The 15,894-nt window shown below is 64.3% G+C and carries 16 protein-coding genes; 8 read left to right on the top strand and 8 right to left on the bottom strand.

Annotated elements, in window-relative coordinates; all coding sequences use genetic code 11:
- Positions 1-23 precede the first annotated feature (23 nt).
- The 7 genes from JWV26_RS14665 to JWV26_RS14635 form a co-directional block, all read right to left on the bottom strand.
- Positions 24-2,435 (bottom strand): TonB-dependent receptor, encoded by a 2,412-nt coding sequence (locus JWV26_RS14665; RefSeq protein ID WP_093048531.1) that lies wholly within the window; start codon positions 2,433-2,435, stop codon positions 24-26.
- 171 nt (positions 2,436-2,606) lie between these two features.
- Entirely contained in the window at positions 2,607-3,527 is a 921-nt protein-coding gene (locus JWV26_RS14660) for a FecR family protein (protein ID WP_206417180.1), read from the bottom strand.
- A complete protein-coding gene (locus JWV26_RS14655) occupies positions 3,517-4,017 on the bottom strand; it encodes an RNA polymerase sigma factor (protein WP_093048525.1) in 501 nt (166 codons plus the stop codon). The genes JWV26_RS14660 and JWV26_RS14655 overlap by 11 nt, the downstream gene beginning before the upstream one ends.
- Positions 4,018-4,128: 111 nt before the next feature.
- Positions 4,129-4,278 (bottom strand): DUF2474 domain-containing protein, encoded by a 150-nt coding sequence (locus tag JWV26_RS14650; RefSeq protein WP_206419219.1) that lies wholly within the window; start codon positions 4,276-4,278, stop codon positions 4,129-4,131.
- Between the two features lie 10 nt (positions 4,279-4,288).
- Positions 4,289-5,296, bottom strand: coding sequence for a cytochrome d ubiquinol oxidase subunit II (gene cydB / locus JWV26_RS14645; RefSeq protein WP_072423169.1), 1,008 nt, complete (start codon positions 5,294-5,296; stop codon positions 4,289-4,291).
- 2 nt (positions 5,297-5,298) lie between these two features.
- A complete protein-coding gene (locus JWV26_RS14640) occupies positions 5,299-6,738 on the bottom strand; it encodes a cytochrome ubiquinol oxidase subunit I (protein ID WP_072423170.1) in 1,440 nt (479 codons plus the stop codon).
- A 607-nt stretch (positions 6,739-7,345) separates the two neighbouring features.
- Entirely contained in the window at positions 7,346-8,623 is a 1,278-nt protein-coding gene (locus JWV26_RS14635; protein ID WP_206417179.1) for an acetyl-CoA C-acetyltransferase, read from the bottom strand.
- A gap of 231 nt (positions 8,624-8,854) precedes the next feature.
- Here JWV26_RS14635 and JWV26_RS14630 point away from each other — a divergent pair, with 231 nt between their 5' ends.
- The gene (locus JWV26_RS14630) at positions 8,855-10,210 is read left to right on the top strand and encodes a 3-oxoacyl-ACP reductase (RefSeq protein WP_072423172.1); all 1,356 of its coding nucleotides are present in this window, start codon (positions 8,855-8,857) and stop codon (positions 10,208-10,210) included.
- Between the two features lie 71 nt (positions 10,211-10,281).
- Here JWV26_RS14630 and JWV26_RS14625 read toward each other — a convergent pair whose 3' ends face one another.
- The gene (locus JWV26_RS14625) at positions 10,282-11,274 is read right to left on the bottom strand and encodes an AraC family transcriptional regulator (protein WP_074913899.1); all 993 of its coding nucleotides are present in this window, start codon (positions 11,272-11,274) and stop codon (positions 10,282-10,284) included.
- Positions 11,275-11,607: 333 nt separating this feature from the next.
- Here JWV26_RS14625 and JWV26_RS14620 point away from each other — a divergent pair, with 333 nt between their 5' ends.
- The 7 genes from JWV26_RS14620 to JWV26_RS14590 all read left to right on the top strand — a co-directional run bounded on the left by JWV26_RS14620 (position 11,608) and on the right by JWV26_RS14590 (position 15,894).
- The gene (locus tag JWV26_RS14620; RefSeq protein ID WP_206417178.1) at positions 11,608-12,465 is read left to right on the top strand and encodes a MaoC family dehydratase; all 858 of its coding nucleotides are present in this window, start codon (positions 11,608-11,610) and stop codon (positions 12,463-12,465) included.
- A gap of 154 nt (positions 12,466-12,619) precedes the next feature.
- Positions 12,620-12,925 carry a nucleotide pyrophosphohydrolase gene (locus JWV26_RS14615; protein ID WP_072423175.1) on the top strand — a complete coding sequence of 102 codons (306 nt, stop codon included), beginning with the start codon at positions 12,620-12,622 and terminating at the stop codon, positions 12,923-12,925.
- Entirely contained in the window at positions 12,922-13,671 is a 750-nt protein-coding gene (locus JWV26_RS14610) for a methyltransferase domain-containing protein (protein WP_206417177.1), read from the top strand. Before JWV26_RS14615 ends, JWV26_RS14610 begins: the two co-directional genes overlap by 4 nt.
- Positions 13,672-13,746: 75 nt before the next feature.
- The gene (locus tag JWV26_RS14605) at positions 13,747-14,328 is read left to right on the top strand and encodes a DUF4136 domain-containing protein (protein ID WP_072423177.1); all 582 of its coding nucleotides are present in this window, start codon (positions 13,747-13,749) and stop codon (positions 14,326-14,328) included.
- Between the two features lie 18 nt (positions 14,329-14,346).
- Positions 14,347-14,904, top strand: coding sequence for a DUF4136 domain-containing protein (locus tag JWV26_RS14600; protein ID WP_238597256.1), 558 nt, complete (start codon positions 14,347-14,349; stop codon positions 14,902-14,904).
- Between the two features lie 16 nt (positions 14,905-14,920).
- The gene (locus JWV26_RS14595; RefSeq protein WP_206417176.1) at positions 14,921-15,406 is read left to right on the top strand and encodes a GNAT family N-acetyltransferase; all 486 of its coding nucleotides are present in this window, start codon (positions 14,921-14,923) and stop codon (positions 15,404-15,406) included.
- A 38-nt stretch (positions 15,407-15,444) separates the two neighbouring features.
- A complete protein-coding gene (locus JWV26_RS14590) occupies positions 15,445-15,894 on the top strand; it encodes a DMT family transporter (protein ID WP_206417175.1) in 450 nt (149 codons plus the stop codon).

Here is a 15,894-nt window from a genome sequence, read left to right as displayed (position 1 = left end):
GCCAGACGCCGTCCCGCTCCCGATCAGAAATCGACCGTGGCCGAGACCTTGAAAGTACGCGGCGCGCCCTGGGTCAGGTAGCCACCATTGGCCGAGGCCCAGTAGTTCTCGTCGGCGACGTTCTCCACGATCGCGTTGAAGGTCACGGCGCGCTGGTCCAGACGGGTCTTGTAGCGCGCGCCCAGATCGACGCGGGTCCAGGCCGGGATGCTGTAGTCATTGGCGGTATCGACATACTGACCACCGGTGCGCAACAGCAGGCCATTGAGGCTCAGCCCCGGTACGCCCGGCACATCCCAGTCGGCGCCGACATTGAACTGGAATTCGGGCACCCCGACGGCCTGGTTGCCATCGTTGGCCCCACCGGCCGTGCCACGCAACTCGGCTTCGGTCCAGGTCGCCCCGCCCAACAGGCGCAACCCGCTGAGTGGCTCGCCGAACAGGCTCAGCTCGATACCGCGGTTACGCTGCTCGGCATCCACGCCGTAGTTGCCGTTGCCGTCGAGTACACCTTGCGGCTGCTCGATGCGGAAAACGCTCAGGTTGCCCCCGAAGCGCCCCCAGTCGAGCTTCACTCCCACCTCGGTCTGCTTGGACCGGTACGGCGCGAACATCGTCCCGCTGTTGTTGGCGGCATTGGGCGCCGTCGGCCCCTGCTGCAGCGACTCCACGCGGTTGGCATAGAGCGAGAGGTACTCGGTGGGTTTGATCACCAGACCATAGGCGGGCGTGGTGATGCTCTTGTCATAACCAGGCGCGCGAATCCCTGTGGCAGCAGCCCAAGTGTCGGCAACGATATTCTGACGGCGCAAACCGAGCGTCAGCAGCACACGATCATCGACAAAACCCAAGGTGTCGGAGACAGCCAGACTCTTGTTCTGCACCTTGGCGGTGGTATCCGGGTCATGCAGATCGCCGGAAGGCAGACTGGCAGTCGGCACGGGCACGGGCAGCCCCTCGTACAGGTTGCCGTGCCCACGGTTGCCGGCGGTGGTGGACTCGAAGGCGTTGCGCTTTTCCTGCCAGATGCCGTTGGCCGCCAGATTGACCTTGTGGCTGACCGAGCCGGTCTGCAGATTTCCGCGCAGGCCGGTGGCCAGGCTCAGGGTTTCCTGATCGAGCGGCGAATACAGGCGGCCGATGCGGGCCGCACCATCGGCGCCATAGACGTAGTTGGAGGCGTACACACCGTTTTCCCGCGTGTACTTGCCGCCGCCAATCAGGTAGGCGGTCCAGGACGGCGACAGATCGTACTCGGCGCTGAACATGCCATAGCTGTCCTCCAGCTGCGACCAACTCCAGGGCTGCGCGTAGTTATGTTTGGAGTCAGGCACGGACGGCACCTTGCCATTGAGAGTGCTGGTGACGGTGGTGTTGGATTCGGTGGTCAGGTAGACAACTGAACGTCCCTCGTTGACGCGCTGCTTCTGGTAGCCAAGGTCGGCTGCCAGGCGCAGGCGCTCGCCACGGTAATCCAGAGCAACGGTGGCCAGGCTGAAGCGCGAATGCTCGTCGTCGACGGCCGTCTCGCCCTCACGCTGCGCCAGGTTGACTCGCACACCGAAGCGATTGTCCTCACCGAAGCGGTGCCCCAGATCGAGATGCCCACCCACGCGGCTGTCATTGGCGTAGTCCAGGGTGAAGCTGCGAGTCGGGGTGTCCTCGGCGCGCTTGGAGACCACGTTGATCGCCCCGCCGACGCCACTGCCGCCAGGCGCCACGCCGTTGATGAAGGCGTTGGCGCCCTTGAACACCTCGACGCGCTCGACCGACTCGGTGGAAATGATCTGCCGCGGCAATATCCCGTACAGACCGTTGAAGGCGATGTCGTCGCTGTACAGCTGGAAGCCGCGAACGACGAAGACCTGCGAGAAGTTGCCGAAGCCGTAGGACTGGCGCACGCCCGGATCGCTGGCCAGCACGTCGGCCAGGGTCTGCGCCTGGCGCGTTTCGATCAGCTCGGAGGTGTAGCTGGAAAAAGCGAAGGGCACGTCCTGCATGTCCTGGTTGCCCAGCAGGCCGATGTTCGCGCCGCGCGCCACCTGGCCGCCGGCATAGCTGGTCGGCAGGTCGCGGCGACCATCGAGCTGACCGCTGACGGTGGTAGCCCCCAGCTCCAGCACATCGCTGTTATCAGGACGCGGGATCAGCGTGACGGTGCCGTCGGCGCCGATACTGAAAGTCAAGCCGCTGCCCTGCAGCAACTGCTGCAGCCCTTCTCCGACGGAATAATCCCCCTTGAGTGCCTGGCGACCGCTGACCCCGCGAGTCAGGCTGGCGTCGTAGAGCAGGCGAATGCCAGCCTGCTCGGCAAAATCGGTGAGCGCCGAATCCAGAGGCTGGGCCGGGATGTCGAGCTCGACGGCCTGCACCTGCGCGGCAGTGAGGCCGAGGGAAAGCGCGATCAATGTCGGAAGGAAGGGAATCGAACGCATGCGGATGTCCTGTGCTCTGCTGGCTATTCATGCGAAAAAGTCGCATTTGCAGAAACAGAAGACGAAGGTAATTCGCATTCCTGAACCGGAGCAGCAAATATTTCGAAAAAAGATTCGCGGCATCACCCAGTCGTAGCCCGGATGCAATCCGGCGGCTGTCAGATAGGACGATCAGCCGTCGGACGACACCAGCAGCACGCCCGGCAAGTGAGTCAGCTTGACCGGCAGAGCGGTCTCGATGGCGCGCAGTAAGGCCTGTGGATCATCCAAGGCGAATACGCCGGTGACCTTCAGCTCACGCGCCGCTGCATCGAGAAACAGCACCTGCTGAGTTTGCTGGCGCTGCAACTCCTCGAATACTTCAGGCAACGGGCGATCGCGGAATACCAGCCGCCCTCGCTGCCAGGCCAAAGCCCGCGCGGCATCCAGTGGCTGGGGTGATTGCAAACGACCAGCCAGCCAGGCGATCTGCTCGCCAGCCTGAACGGCTTGTTCGCGACCGTCGGCGTCGCTGACCTGTACATGCCCCTCGCTGACCGCCAGCAACACCTGATCACCCAGCAGGTTGACGTCGAACCGAGTACCGGTGACGCGAATGCGCGCCTCACCGGCCTCGATCACGAAGGGGTGGACAGCATCGGCCGCTACCTGGAAATCGACCTGACCGCGATACAGACGCACTCGGCGCTGACCGTCTGCATCGGCGTTCCAGTCAAGAGCTGTGGCGCCATTGAGCTGCAGCCGCGAGCCATCCTCCAGCGTTATCTCGCGGATTTCTCCGGCCTGAGTACGTAAATCGGCATACCAGCCCGGCGGGGTCAACCACAGCGCCAGCAGCAGGCTGGCCGCGCTAGCCAGTGGCAGCGGCCAGCGCCGCTTGCGTCTGGGCATGGTCTGTACGATGGCAGCGGGCCGCTCGACTTGGCCGAGCAGCGCCCAGAGGTTTTCCGCTTCTGCCAGCGCCTTGGCATGCTCAGCACTGGTCCGGCGCCAGCGCTCCATCGCCGCGTGATCGGCGGCACTGGCCCGCCCGGAATTCAGCAGCACCAGCCACTCCCGGGCTTGGCTACGCAGATCAGCCTCAGTGGTCATCCATGCGTTCCTGGCAATATTCGAGGGCCTTGAGGATATAGCGTCCGGCCATGCTTTCCGAGACGCCCAAGCGCTCGCCGATCTCACGCTGGGTCAGGCCGTCCAGGCGATTCCACAACAGCGCCTGGCGCAGGTGTTCAGGCAATTCATGCATCAGTATTTGCAGACGAGCCAAACGGCGACTGTCCTCAATGGCGCGTTCGGGTTCGGGGAGTTCGCTTTCCAGCGCTTCATCGAGCGGTGCCGACTGCGGACGAGTCTGCTGTTGGCGATGGTGATCGATGAGCAGGTTGCGAGCGATGCGGTAGAGAAAGGCGCGCACGTTACCGATCTCCTCGGTACGACGCCCCTGCAAGCGCAGCCAGGTTTCCTGGCGCAGATCGGCGGCGAGCTCGCTGCAGCGTGTCTGCCGGGTGAAGAAGCGCAGCAGCTCCGAGGAATGACGTCGGAACAGCTCTTCAGGGGGCAGTGGATCGACAGGCAGGGACACGAAGGGTTCTCGGTGCCGGGAAAGCCCGAGAAAATATTACAAGCGCAAATGATTTTCAAATATATCCACTCGACCCTATAGGCCAAATGGCAATTGGCTGGATCGCCGGGCTCAGCCCGGCGCCCCCAACCCCGCCGCACTCATGAACTGGCGCAACAGCCAGGCCACGATACCCAGCGCAGTGACGCTGCAGGCCCAGATCAGCACCAGCCAACCCAGACGCTGCCACAGCGGCTTTTTATCCTGTTCGGCCTTGGTCATTTCACGCCCCTCAGTGGTAGCCATCATCCACCGTCACCTTGCCGCGGAACACGTAATAGCTCCAGGCGGTGTACATGAGGATGAAGGGGATAATGAACAACGCGCCCACCAGCATGAAGCCCTGGCTCTGCGGCGGTGCGGCGGCCTCCCAGATACTGATCGACGGCGGAATCACGTTCGGCCACAGGCTGATGCCCAGGCCGCTGTAGCCGAGGAAGATCAGCGCCAGGGTGAGCAGGAACGGCGAGTAGTTGGCGTTGCTGGCCACGGCCCGCAGCAGCGCCCAGGTGCACAGCAGCACCAACACCGGCACCGGCATGAACCAGAACAGGTTCGGCAGGCTGAACCAGCGCTCGGCGATCGCCGGGTGTTCGAACGGCGTCCACAGACTGACGATACCGGTCACGCCCAGCACCACGAATACCAGCGGGCGCCCCAGATCATGCATCTGCTGTTGCAGACGACCTTCGGTTTTCATGATCAGCCAGGTGCAGCCGAGCAACGCATAGGCAGCGATCAACGCCAGGCCGCAGAACACCGAGAATGGCGTCAGCCAGTCGAACGCACCGCCGGCGAAGCTGCGATTGACCACCTCGAAACCGTCGATATAGGCACCCAGTGCCACGCCCTGGAAGAAGGTGGCAGTCAGCGAGCCGCCGATGAAGGCCTTATCCCACAGATGGCGCTTGGCGGCCTTGGCCTTGAAGCGAAACTCGAAGGCAACGCCGCGGAAGATCAGCCCCAGCAGCATCAGGATCAACGGCAGGTACAGGGCGTCGAGTACCACCGCGTAGGCCAGCGGGAAAGCACCGAACAAACCGGCGCCGCCGAGCACCAGCCAGGTTTCGTTGCCGTCCCATACCGGCGCGACGGTGTTCATCATCACGTCGCGCTCGCCGTCGTCACGGACGAAGGGAAAGAGGATGCCGATGCCCAGATCGAAGCCATCCATCACCACGTACATCATCACACCGAAGGCGATGATCACCGCCCAGATCAGCGAAAGGTCGATACCCATGTTCAGCTCCTCTCCGGCAAGGTGTCGGTTTCGCCATCTTCCAGGCCTTCTTCGGCAGCCGACAGCGGACGCGCTGGCGTACGCGGCTTGCCAGGCCCACCCTCTGAGGTTTCCTTGCCCCCGTCGATCTTCGGCCCCTTGCGCACCAGGCGCAGCATGTAGCCGATACCCGCACCGAACAGCACGAAATAGACCACCACGAACAGCGCCAGAGTGAAGCCCAGCTGCGCCGCACTATGCCCTGATGAAGCATCGGCGGTACGCATCAGGCCATGGACGATCCACGGCTGGCGGCCGATCTCGGTGGTGTACCAACCCGCTAGGATGGCGATGATGCCGCTGGGGCCCATCCACACTGCCAGGTGCAGGAACGGCCGGCAGGTGTACAGCCGCTCGCCGCGACGCAACCAGGTGCCCCACAGGCCGGTGAGGATCATCATCAGGCCCATGGCGACCATGACGCGGAAGGTCCAGAAGACAATGGTGGAATTGGCCCGGTCTTCCGGCGGGAAGTCCTTCAGCGCCGGCACCTGCTTGTCCAGGCTGTGCGTGAGAATCAGGCTGCCGAGCGCGGGGATCTCCACCTTGAAGCGGGTTTCCTCGCGCTGCATGTCCGGCCAGCCGAACAGGATCAGCGGGGTCGGCTCGTCGCCGACGTTCTCCCAGTGGCCCTCGATGGCGGCGATCTTCGCTGGTTGATACTTGAGCGTATTGAGGCCGTGCAGGTCACCAATGAAGGCCTGCACCGGCGCCACTAGCAGGGCCATCCACAGTGCCATCGAGAGCATCTTGCGGATTGCCGGGTTGTCACGCCCGCGCAGCAGGTGCCAGGCCGCAGAGGCGCCAACGAAGAAGGCGGTGGCGAGGAACGCCGCCGTGGCCATGTGTGCCAGGCGATAGGGGAACGAGGGGTTGAAGACCACGGCGAACCAGTCCACCGGAATCACCCGGCCATCGATGATCTCGTAGCCCTGTGGCGTGTGCATCCAACTGTTGGAGGCGAGAATCCAGAAGGTCGAGATCAGCGTGCCGATGGCCACCATCACCGTGGAGAAGAAGTGCAGGCCCGGCCCGACGCGATTCCATCCGAACAGCATGACGCCGAGGAAGCCCGCTTCGAGGAAGAACGCGGTGAGCACCTCGTAAGTCAGCAGTGGCCCGGTGACCGCCCCGGCAAAGTCGGAGAACGCACTCCAGTTGGTGCCGAACTGATAGGCCATGACCAGACCGGAGACCACGCCCATGCCGAAGTTGACCGCAAAGATCTTCGACCAGAAGTGGTAAAGATCGCGGTACAGCGTATTGCTGGTCTTCAACCACAGCCCTTCGAGCACCGCCAGGTAGCTGGCCAGACCGATGGTGATGGCCGGAAAGACGATGTGGAAGGAAATGGTGAAGGCAAACTGGATTCGGGCGAGATCAAGCGCCTCTAGGCCGAACATGTCACATCCTCATTCAGGGTTATTTCGGCCCCAGCACGCAAAGCCGATCCATAGACTCCTGGTGTTGGAGTCAAACGAGCTGAAATTGTTCTTATGGGAGTGGTGTGCAGCCGAGAAGCTGCTGGGTAAAGCGCGAAAAGGCGTATTGACCTGGATCAATGCGCACTAAAAGACTAGCCGCTAAAGGCCTAACTGGCGCTGTGGTGATTTGCCGCGCGACAGGCCACCGCAGCGTTCACCGGAAACAGCACGCTGCGAGCGCTTGTCGCGTCTGAAGCTCCTCCCACAGCCAGGCGGCGCGCAAAAAAAGGCGGCCACGCACTACGCGGGCCGCCCGAATCACGGAGTTGCTTAGAGCCTGGTCACGACCTTGCGAGCTAGGGCCATACAAGGCAAAAACAGGCGAGGAGCGCTCGGAGTCGCGCTCGACTTTACGAGCTGTAAATGAGCAGTACTCGCTTTGCTCGCCCTCCGGGCCGCGCTTAAGCGCGTTAGCCGCAAGCGGCTTGCCGAGCCTGTTTTTAACGCAGTAGGGCCGACGCACAGCAGGTCGTGAACAGGTTCTTACATCGAGTGATCGCGATGACTTGCGACCACCCGTATTGGATTACCGCTCGAGGATTGCGGTCACACCCTGACCGCCTGCCGCGCAGATGGAGATCAGACCGCGCCCCTCTCCAGCTACCGACAGCAGCTTGGCCAGATTGGCGACGATGCGTCCGCCAGTGGCTGCGAATGGGTGGCCGGCAGCCAGCGAACTGCCCTTGACGTTCATCTTGCTGCGGTCGATGGACCCCAGCGGCGCGTCCAGGCCCAGGCGCTCCTTGCAGTACTCGGCGTCTTCCCAGGCCTTGAGCGTGCAAAGCACCTGCGCGGCGAAGGCCTCGTGGATCTCGTAGTAGTCGAAGTCCTGCAGGGTCAGGCCATTGCGCGCCAGCAGGCGCGGCACCGCGTACACCGGGGCCATGAGCAGGCCCTCCTTGCCCTGGACGAAATCCACTGCCGCTGCCTCGCCATCGCGCAGGTAAGCCAGCACTGGCAAGCCGCGGGCCTTGGCCCATTCCTCGCTGGCCAGCAGCACCAGCGAGGCGCCATCTGTCAGCGGCGTGGAGTTGGCCGGGGTCAGCGTGCCACGCGGTCCGCGCTCGAAGCAGGGCTTGAGGGTGGCGAGCTTCTCGGCGCTGATGTCCGGGCGCAGATTCTGGTCGCGGGCCAGGCCGAGAAACGGCGTCATCAGGTCATCGTGCCAACCCTCGGTGTAGGACGCCGCGAGCTTCTGGTGACTGGCCAGTGCCAGCTGATCCTGCTCGTCACGCGGGATGGCCCAGCGCTGCGCCATCAGCTCGCAGTGCTCGCCCATCGACAACCCGGTACGCGGCTCGCCGTTGCGCGGAATGTGCGGCGCCAGGTGGCGCGGGCGAATCTTCAGCAGGCTCTTTATCTTGTCGCCAGTGCTCTTGCCGCGATTGGCCTCAAGGAGAATCTGACGCAGCCCTTCGTTAACGCCGATGGGCGCGTCGGACGTGGTGTCAACACCGCCGGCGATGCCGCAGTCGATCTGCCCGAGGGCGATCTTGTTGGCCACCAGGATCGCCGCCTCCAGCCCAGTGCCGCAGGCCTGCTGCAGATCGTATGCCGGGGTTTCCGGCGCCAGGCGCGAGCCCAGCACGCACTCGCGGGTCAGGTTGAAGTCCCGCGAGTGCTTGAGTACGGCGCCGGCCACCACCTCGCCGAGGCGTTCGCCATGCAGATTGAAACGTTCCACCAGCCCTTCGAGGGCGCTGGTCAGCATCTCCTGATTGCTCGCCCTGGCGTAGACGGTGTTGGAACGGGCGAACGGGATACGGTTGCCGCCTACGATGGCGACCCGGCGCAACTGGGTCATGAGGACTCCTTGCTGGTCGAGAAATCGAAGAAACCTGTGGCGAACTATTGCCCGTCCGCCGGTTCCCAGAAACATGAGAGTGACACTGTAGCCTTCTGGCCGCACAGGCTAAACCTCAGACAGTTGCGAACATTGGCCGCCTTGCCGGCATGTGAGGCGACAGAGTCAATTGCGCTTTGCCAACTGCCGCGTACAGTGACACGACTTTCGATTCGCCCGCAGGAGCCCTTCATGTCCGATCGTTACCTCGCTTTCGCCAACTCCGCCACCGGCCGTCGCCTGGTTGGCGCCCTCGGCCTGCCGGCGCCTGTGCGCCTGGAACGCTGGATGGCCGGCCGCGTGCGACCTGTGGACGGCGCCCTGCTGCTCGGTGGTGAAGGCGAACTGCTCCAGGCCGTGATGCCCTTCGCCAACAAGCTCACCGATCAATTGTTCTCAGCTCGCGACGGCCAGCTCGACCTGCCCCGCTGGACCGCCGAGCACGGCCCCAAACTCAAGGCGCTGGTATTCGACGCCAGCCACCTGACCCGTTTCGAACAGCTGATCGAGCTGCGCGATTTCTTCCAGCCCACCTTCAAGGGGTTGGCCAATAGCCCTCGCGTGGTGGTACTGGGGCGTGCGCCCGAGTCGATCAAAGACCCGATCGCCGCCAGCGTGCAGCGTTCACTGGAAGGTTTCACCCGCTCGCTGGGCAAGGAAATCCGTCGCGGCGGCAGCGTGCAGTTGCTCTATGTCGGCAAGGGTGGCGAGCAACAACTGGAAGGCGCGCTGCGCTTCTTCCTTTCGCCCAAGAGCGCCTATGTCTCCGGCCAGGTGCTGCGCCTGGGCGCCTGCGGCGAACAGGTCAAGGACTGGACGCGCCCGCTGGCCGGCAAGAAGGCCCTGGTCACCGGCGCCTCGCGCGGCATCGGTGCTGCCATCGCCGAAGTGCTGGCCCGTGACGGCGCCGAGGTGGTGCTGCTCGACGTACCACAGGCGGCCGATGCGCTGCAGGCGTTGGCCGCGCGCCTGGGTGGGCAGGCGGTGACCCTGGACATCTGCGCCGAGGATGCGCCACAGCGCCTGGTCGAGGCGCTACCCGAGGGCCTGGATATCGTTGTGCACAACGCCGGCATCACCCGCGACAAGACCCTGGCGAAGATGAGCGATGCGTTCTGGAGCTCTGTGATCGACGTCAACCTCAAGGCGCCGCAGGTGCTGACCCAGGCGCTGCTGGACGCCGACAAGCTGCACGACAATGGTCGCGTGGTGCTGATCGCCTCGATCAGCGGCATCGCCGGCAACATGGGCCAGACCAACTACGCGGTGAGCAAGGCCGGCGTCATCGGCCTGGCTCAAGCCTGGGCGCCGGCCCTGGCAAAGAAAGGCATCAGCATCAACGCGGTGGCCCCCGGTTTCATCGAAACCCAGATGACCGCCGCCATTCCGCTGGGCATTCGCGAAGCCGGGCGACGGATGAACTCGATGAGTCAGGGTGGCCTGCCGCAGGATGTCGCCGAAGCCGTGGCCTGGTTCGCCCAACCGGGCTCGGGCGCGGTGACCGCGCAGGTGCTACGCGTGTGTGGGCAGAGCCTGCTGGGCGCCTGAGACCGCTGCGCTGGTGGGCTGAAGCGGATCGCCGCCCGGCCCACCCTACTGCCTGGGCGCACCCTACGACTTCACATCTTGCCCCGTTTGCGAAACTCCACCGGCGTTTCCCCGACCCAGCGCTTGAACGCGCGGTAGAACGTGCTCGGCTCGGAGAAGCCAGTGCGCTCGACGATCACTTCGATGCGCTCGTCGGTCTTGAGCAGTAGCTCCTTGGCCAGGCGACAGCGGTAGTCGGTGATCAGGTCGTTGAAACGCACCCCAGCCATGGCCAGGCGCTCGCGCAAGCGTCGCGCCGGCATGTTCAAGCGCGCTGCTACCTGTTCCAGGGTGGCGCCGCCATTGACCAATAACTCGGCGATCAACTCTCGCACCTGGCGCACCAGGTCCAGCCTCTCCACTTCCGCCAATTGCCGCCGCGCCAGCGACTCGTGCATGCGCAGCAATTCCGGGGCGGCGTGGCGCGAAGCCTTGTCCAGAACTGCAGCGTCGAACACTAGCGCGCAGTCCTCGGCGCCGAGGCGCACCGGGCAGCCATAAACCGCCTGATAGCGCTCAGCGGATGCGCCCTCGGCATGCATGAAACGCACTTCACGTGGGCGGAAATCGTTTTCGGTCAAGGCCGCGAACAGGCGGATCACCGCCCCTGCCAACATCTCCGGGAAATGACGCGGCGTGTCGGCCTCCACGCCCAACGTCAGCACGGCCATATCGCCGTCCACGTCCAGACGCGCGCTGAGGGTGTCGGAGAGCAGGCGCACGTAGCGCAGCGCGTGGCGCAAGCCAACGCCAAAGGTTTCGCTGGAGAGAAACAGGTATTCCAGAAGCAGGCCATGGAAGGCGGGCAGGTGCTGGGCCAGGTACAGGCCGACGTGCTCCTCGCCACACTCTTCGCTGGCAGCCTTCCAGAACGCGGCCTGGGCCGCATGGGGAAAGCGGCCAGCCGGCAGCCCGCCAGGAGGCAGGCCAACGCGCACCAGCACGCGGTCAGGATCGGTTCCGCTGGCACGCAGGGCATCGATTACCGGGCGCATCAGCGCCACATCGTCGGTCAGGTCACGCATGATTCCTGCTGTTCTTCTTATTAGTGAGCGTTTTTCGTGAGCGGCGCCATCTTAGCAGGCCATTGAAGAACTACCTACGTTGGCAATTCTGCGTTAAAAACGGCCTAAAAATGCTCATTTACACCACGTAAACTGCGCTTTCTCGCCCGTTTTTGCCTTGTCTTGCCTGCCTCGCCGACGTTCTTCAAAGACCTACCAGGGGCAGCGAGCCGCCGCGCGCAAACCACGTCGCAGACGGATTGGCTAGCCTGCCCACACGCTGGGCAGAACAGCCAATGCCAGCGCGGGTCTGAGGGTTAAGCTGCTGTCATTCATCCGCCAAGGAGTTCGCCGATGGCCATCGACTGGCTCGATCTCGATACACCACCTGCCCTGCCTGGCCTGTTCCTGCGCGCAGCCCTGCGTCGCAAGGTGACTGGCCGAAAGTTACCGAATATCGGTCTGCGCTGCCGTGTTGAGGTGGAGCCGCAGCACCTGGCGCGCTATCGCCAGGTGTGTACCATCGAAAACAGCCCGTACCTGCCGCCGATGTATCCGCATGTGCTCGCGTTCGGCCTGCAGATGAAGTTGCTCACCGACCGCCGCTTTCCCTTCCCGCTGCTGGGCCTGGTGCATCTGGAAAATCGTATCCGTGTGCTGCGTCCACTGGGTGGGCTGGGGCCGTTCCAGATCAGCGTGCAGGTCACCGACCTGCAACCGCACGACAAGGGCGCCACCTTCAGCCTGATCACCCGCTTGGAAGATCAGCTCGGCCTGCTTTGGGAAGGTGACAGCCGCATTCTCTGCCGCGCCCTGCGTCTCGAAGGGCAGGCGCCACTGCGCGCCGAACAGCCGCCGCTGGAACTGACACCACTGGCAGACTGGGACGCGCCTGCCGATACCGGCCGGCGCTACGCGCGTGTGGCCGGCGACTACAACCCGATCCACCTGTACGCCGCAACGGCGCGCCTGTTCGGCTTCCCGCGCGCCATCGCCCATGGCCTGTGGAACAAGGCGCGCAGCCTGGCGGCCCTGCATGCCCACCTGCCGCAGGCCGGCTACGTGGTCGAGGTGCGTTTCCAGAAGCCGGTGCTGCTGCCCACCCACGTGGCCCTGCAAGCCAGCGAGCCTGGCCCGAGCGGCCAGTTTCGCCTGATCGGCGAGAACGACACGCCGCATATGGCCGGTAGCTGGCAGCCGCTGGAAAGCTGATCTCCACTTCCTGTAGGAGCGGCTGGGCGGCATTCCGCTTCAGCCGCGAAATGGATCGCGGCTGAAGCCGATCCTACAAGTGGATAAAAGCACTCGGTAACTTGCAGCGCGCCCCGTTCAAGCCGAAGCTATGCGGCTCGAACGGAGCCGTACCATGAACCTTGCTGAACTCACCGCCCGCATGCACGCCATTCGCGATCACAACGACTGGCGCCGTTACCAGAGCCCGAAGAACCTGGCCATGGCCGCCAGCGTAGAGATGGCCGAGCTGGTGGAAATCTTCCAGTGGCTGAGCGAGGAGCAGTCGCGCCAGTTGCCTGCCGAACAGCTCGCCCATGCCGGCCAGGAAGTGGCTGACGTGGTGCTCTATCTCCTGCAGCTGTGCAGTGAACTGGGTATCGACATGAATCAGGCGGTGCTCGACAAGCTCGCCGACAACGAACGGCGCTTCCTCAAATGAGCGACCGCCACTTCGACGAACTCGCGACCCGCTTCGCCGAGAAGATCTACGGCGGCGCCAAGGGTGCCATCCGCCTCGCCGTGCTGCAGGCCGATTTGGCCGAGGCGCTGCCGGATCGCCCGCTACGCGTATTGGACGCAGGTGCCGGCCTGGGTCATATGAGCCTGTGGCTGGCCCAGCGTGGTCACCAGATTACCCTGGCCGAGCCTGCCGAACCCATGCTCGAAGGTGCGCGCCAGCGTTTTGCAGAAGCAGGCCAGAACGCCACGTTCATCCAGGCGCCCTGGCAGGAACTGCTCGGCCAACTGCAAGAGCCCTTCGATCTGGTGCTGTGCCACGCCGTACTGGAGTGGCTGGCCGAGCCGGCAGCCATCCTGCCGGTGCTGCACCAACTGACGGCCAAAGATGGCTGGCTGTCGCTGGCCTTCTACAACAAGGACGCGCTGATCTACCGCAACCTGCTCAAGGGCCATTTTCGCAAGCTGCGCAAGGAACACTTCGCCGGCGAGAAACAGAGCCTGACCCCACAGCGACCGGTCGACCCACGCGAACTGGCCACGCAACTCGCGGCCTACTGGCAGGTCGAAAGCCGTAGCGGCGTACGCGTATTCCACGATTACATGCCGCCGCAATTTCAGGCCAAGGCCGAACTGATCGACCTGCTGGAAATGGAACTGGCGCACCGCCGCCACCCCAGCTTCGCCGGCCTGGGTCGCTACCTGCACTGGATCTGCCGACCACGCTGAGCGCGTTGGACGAAGCCGGCAGTCCGGCGTAGCCTGAAGCCATCGGGGATGTCGCGCGCGACTACGGAGACAACCATGCGCACCGCCATAGCCATATTCATCCTGCCGCTGCTGGCCGCCTGCCAGAGCCAGAACCCGTACCAGGCCGAATCACTGCCGATGCCACCAGCACCGCCTGGCGCGGCGACGACCTTCGACCGCAGCGCCTATCCAGCGGCACCGCGCGACTACGGCCGCTACCGCAGCTGGAGTTGGCTGGATGGCCGTGCGCCAGGCGGTGATCAACTGGCCGACAGCGTCAGCGCCGGCCTCGACCAGTACGGCCTACGTCCGGCACTCAATGGTCCCGGCGACGTGTTGGTCAACGCCCGTATCAGCCAGGAAATCCGCCTGCGCCAATATCAGGACAACGTCGGTGGCTACTACGGCACCGGCAGCCACTGGGACCGCCGCTACGGCGCCTACGGTAGTGTCCCTATCATGCGCACCTACGAACAGAAAGTAGCGGTAGTGCGCATCGAACTGATCGACCCACGCGACCGCCAGGTGGTCTGGTCAGGCAGCGGCGAAGCCGTGGCCGGCAAGGACCAGGCGGCGCAGGCCGACGCCATGCGCGCGGCCATCCGCAGCGCGCTGGACGGCTATCCCCCCTATTGATCGACCGCCCCGGAGAGCATCATGCGTAACCTGTCCTACCTGATCCTGGCCCTGCTGCTGAGTGGCTGCGCCAGCGTCAGCCTGGAGCGCGACTTCGACCCCAGCCGCGACTTCGGCGCCTACCGCAGCTGGAGCTGGATGGACGACAAGCTCGCCTACCAACCCAATGATGCGCGCCTGAAGAGCGATATCACCGAGGCGCGCATCAGCCAGGCCGTCGCCGAACAACTCGACCAACGCGGCCTGCGCCAGGCAGCCGACGGCAACGGTGACCTGAAAGTCCAGAGCGTACTGATCGTCGACGAGCGCCAGGATCAGATCACCACCCAGTACGGCGGTGGCTGGGGCGGCTATTGGGGTGGCTATTGGGGCGGCCCGGCTTTCACCGAAACGCGCCGCGTGGACTACAAGGTCGCGACCCTGCAGATCGACCTGTACGACGCCAAAGACGGCAAACTGGTCTGGCGCGGCAGCGGTGAGCAGGTCATGCGCAGCCAACCACCGACGCCGGCCGAACGCGAACGAGCGATCCGCGAAACCGTTACCCAGGTGCTCTCGCAATATCCACCGCGCTGAACAAGGACCACCCGGCTTGAACGCACACCTGCAACACCGCCCGGCCACGGCCACCGACCTGGGCGACGTGGTCGGCTTCCCGCAGAACATCGATGAACTGTTCTTCTGCTACCCCAAGGCCATCTGGCCGCTCAACGTCGGCCAGCTCGCCGCCGCCATCGCCGAACGGCGCGAAAGCACCGTGGTGGAACTGGATGGGAAAGTCGCCGGTTTCGCCAACTTCTACCAATGGCAACACAGCGAGTTCTGTGCCCTTGGCAACCTGATGGTGGCGCCCTGGGCGCGCAGCCAGGGCGTGGCTCAATACTTGGTGGAAGTGATGGAACAGATCGCCCGCGAACGCTACAAGGCGCCGCTGATGAAGGTGTCCTGCTTCAACGCCAACGCTGGCGGCCTGCTGCTCTACACCCGCCTCGGCTACCAGACCGTCGGCATCGTCGAACGCCGAGGCCCGAATGGCAGCCGCGTGGCGCTGGTGCAACTGGAAAAAGCCCTGCCGTAACGCCTCGCCCCATCCTCCCTTCCTCGCTGGAGTTACCCATGAACCACATCAGTGGCTGGCTGCTGGCCCTGCCCTTCCTCGCCGGTGCGGTACTGCCATTGCAGGCCGGCATCAACGGCCAACTCGCCCGCCATCTGTCCAGCGTCTTCGCCGCGGCGCTGATCTCCTTTGCCGTCGGTAGCCTGGCGTTGTTGCTGATGACCCTGAGCCAGCGCGAGATGCCCGGGCCTGGTGCACTCAAGGAGCTGACCTGGTGGCACTGGAGCGGCGGCCTGCTCGGCGCATTCTTCATCGCCACCGCCGCCTTCGCCGGACCACGCGTGGGCGCGCTGCTGTTCATGGTGCTGGTGATCGCCGGGCAGCTGGCCATGGCCATCACCCTCGATCATTTCGGCTGGGCAGGCTTTCGTGAAGCGCCGATAACCTTCAGCAAGGTGGCGGGCTTGCTGCTGATTGTTGCCGGCATCTGGCTGATCCGCCGGGGGTGA

The organism is Ectopseudomonas toyotomiensis, assembly GCF_017167985.1.
Taxonomy (GTDB): Bacteria; Pseudomonadota; Gammaproteobacteria; order Pseudomonadales; family Pseudomonadaceae; genus Aquipseudomonas; species Aquipseudomonas toyotomiensis.
The sequence above is the reverse complement of the archived record's forward strand: the minus strand, read 5'-3'. Positions and strand labels throughout refer to the sequence as shown.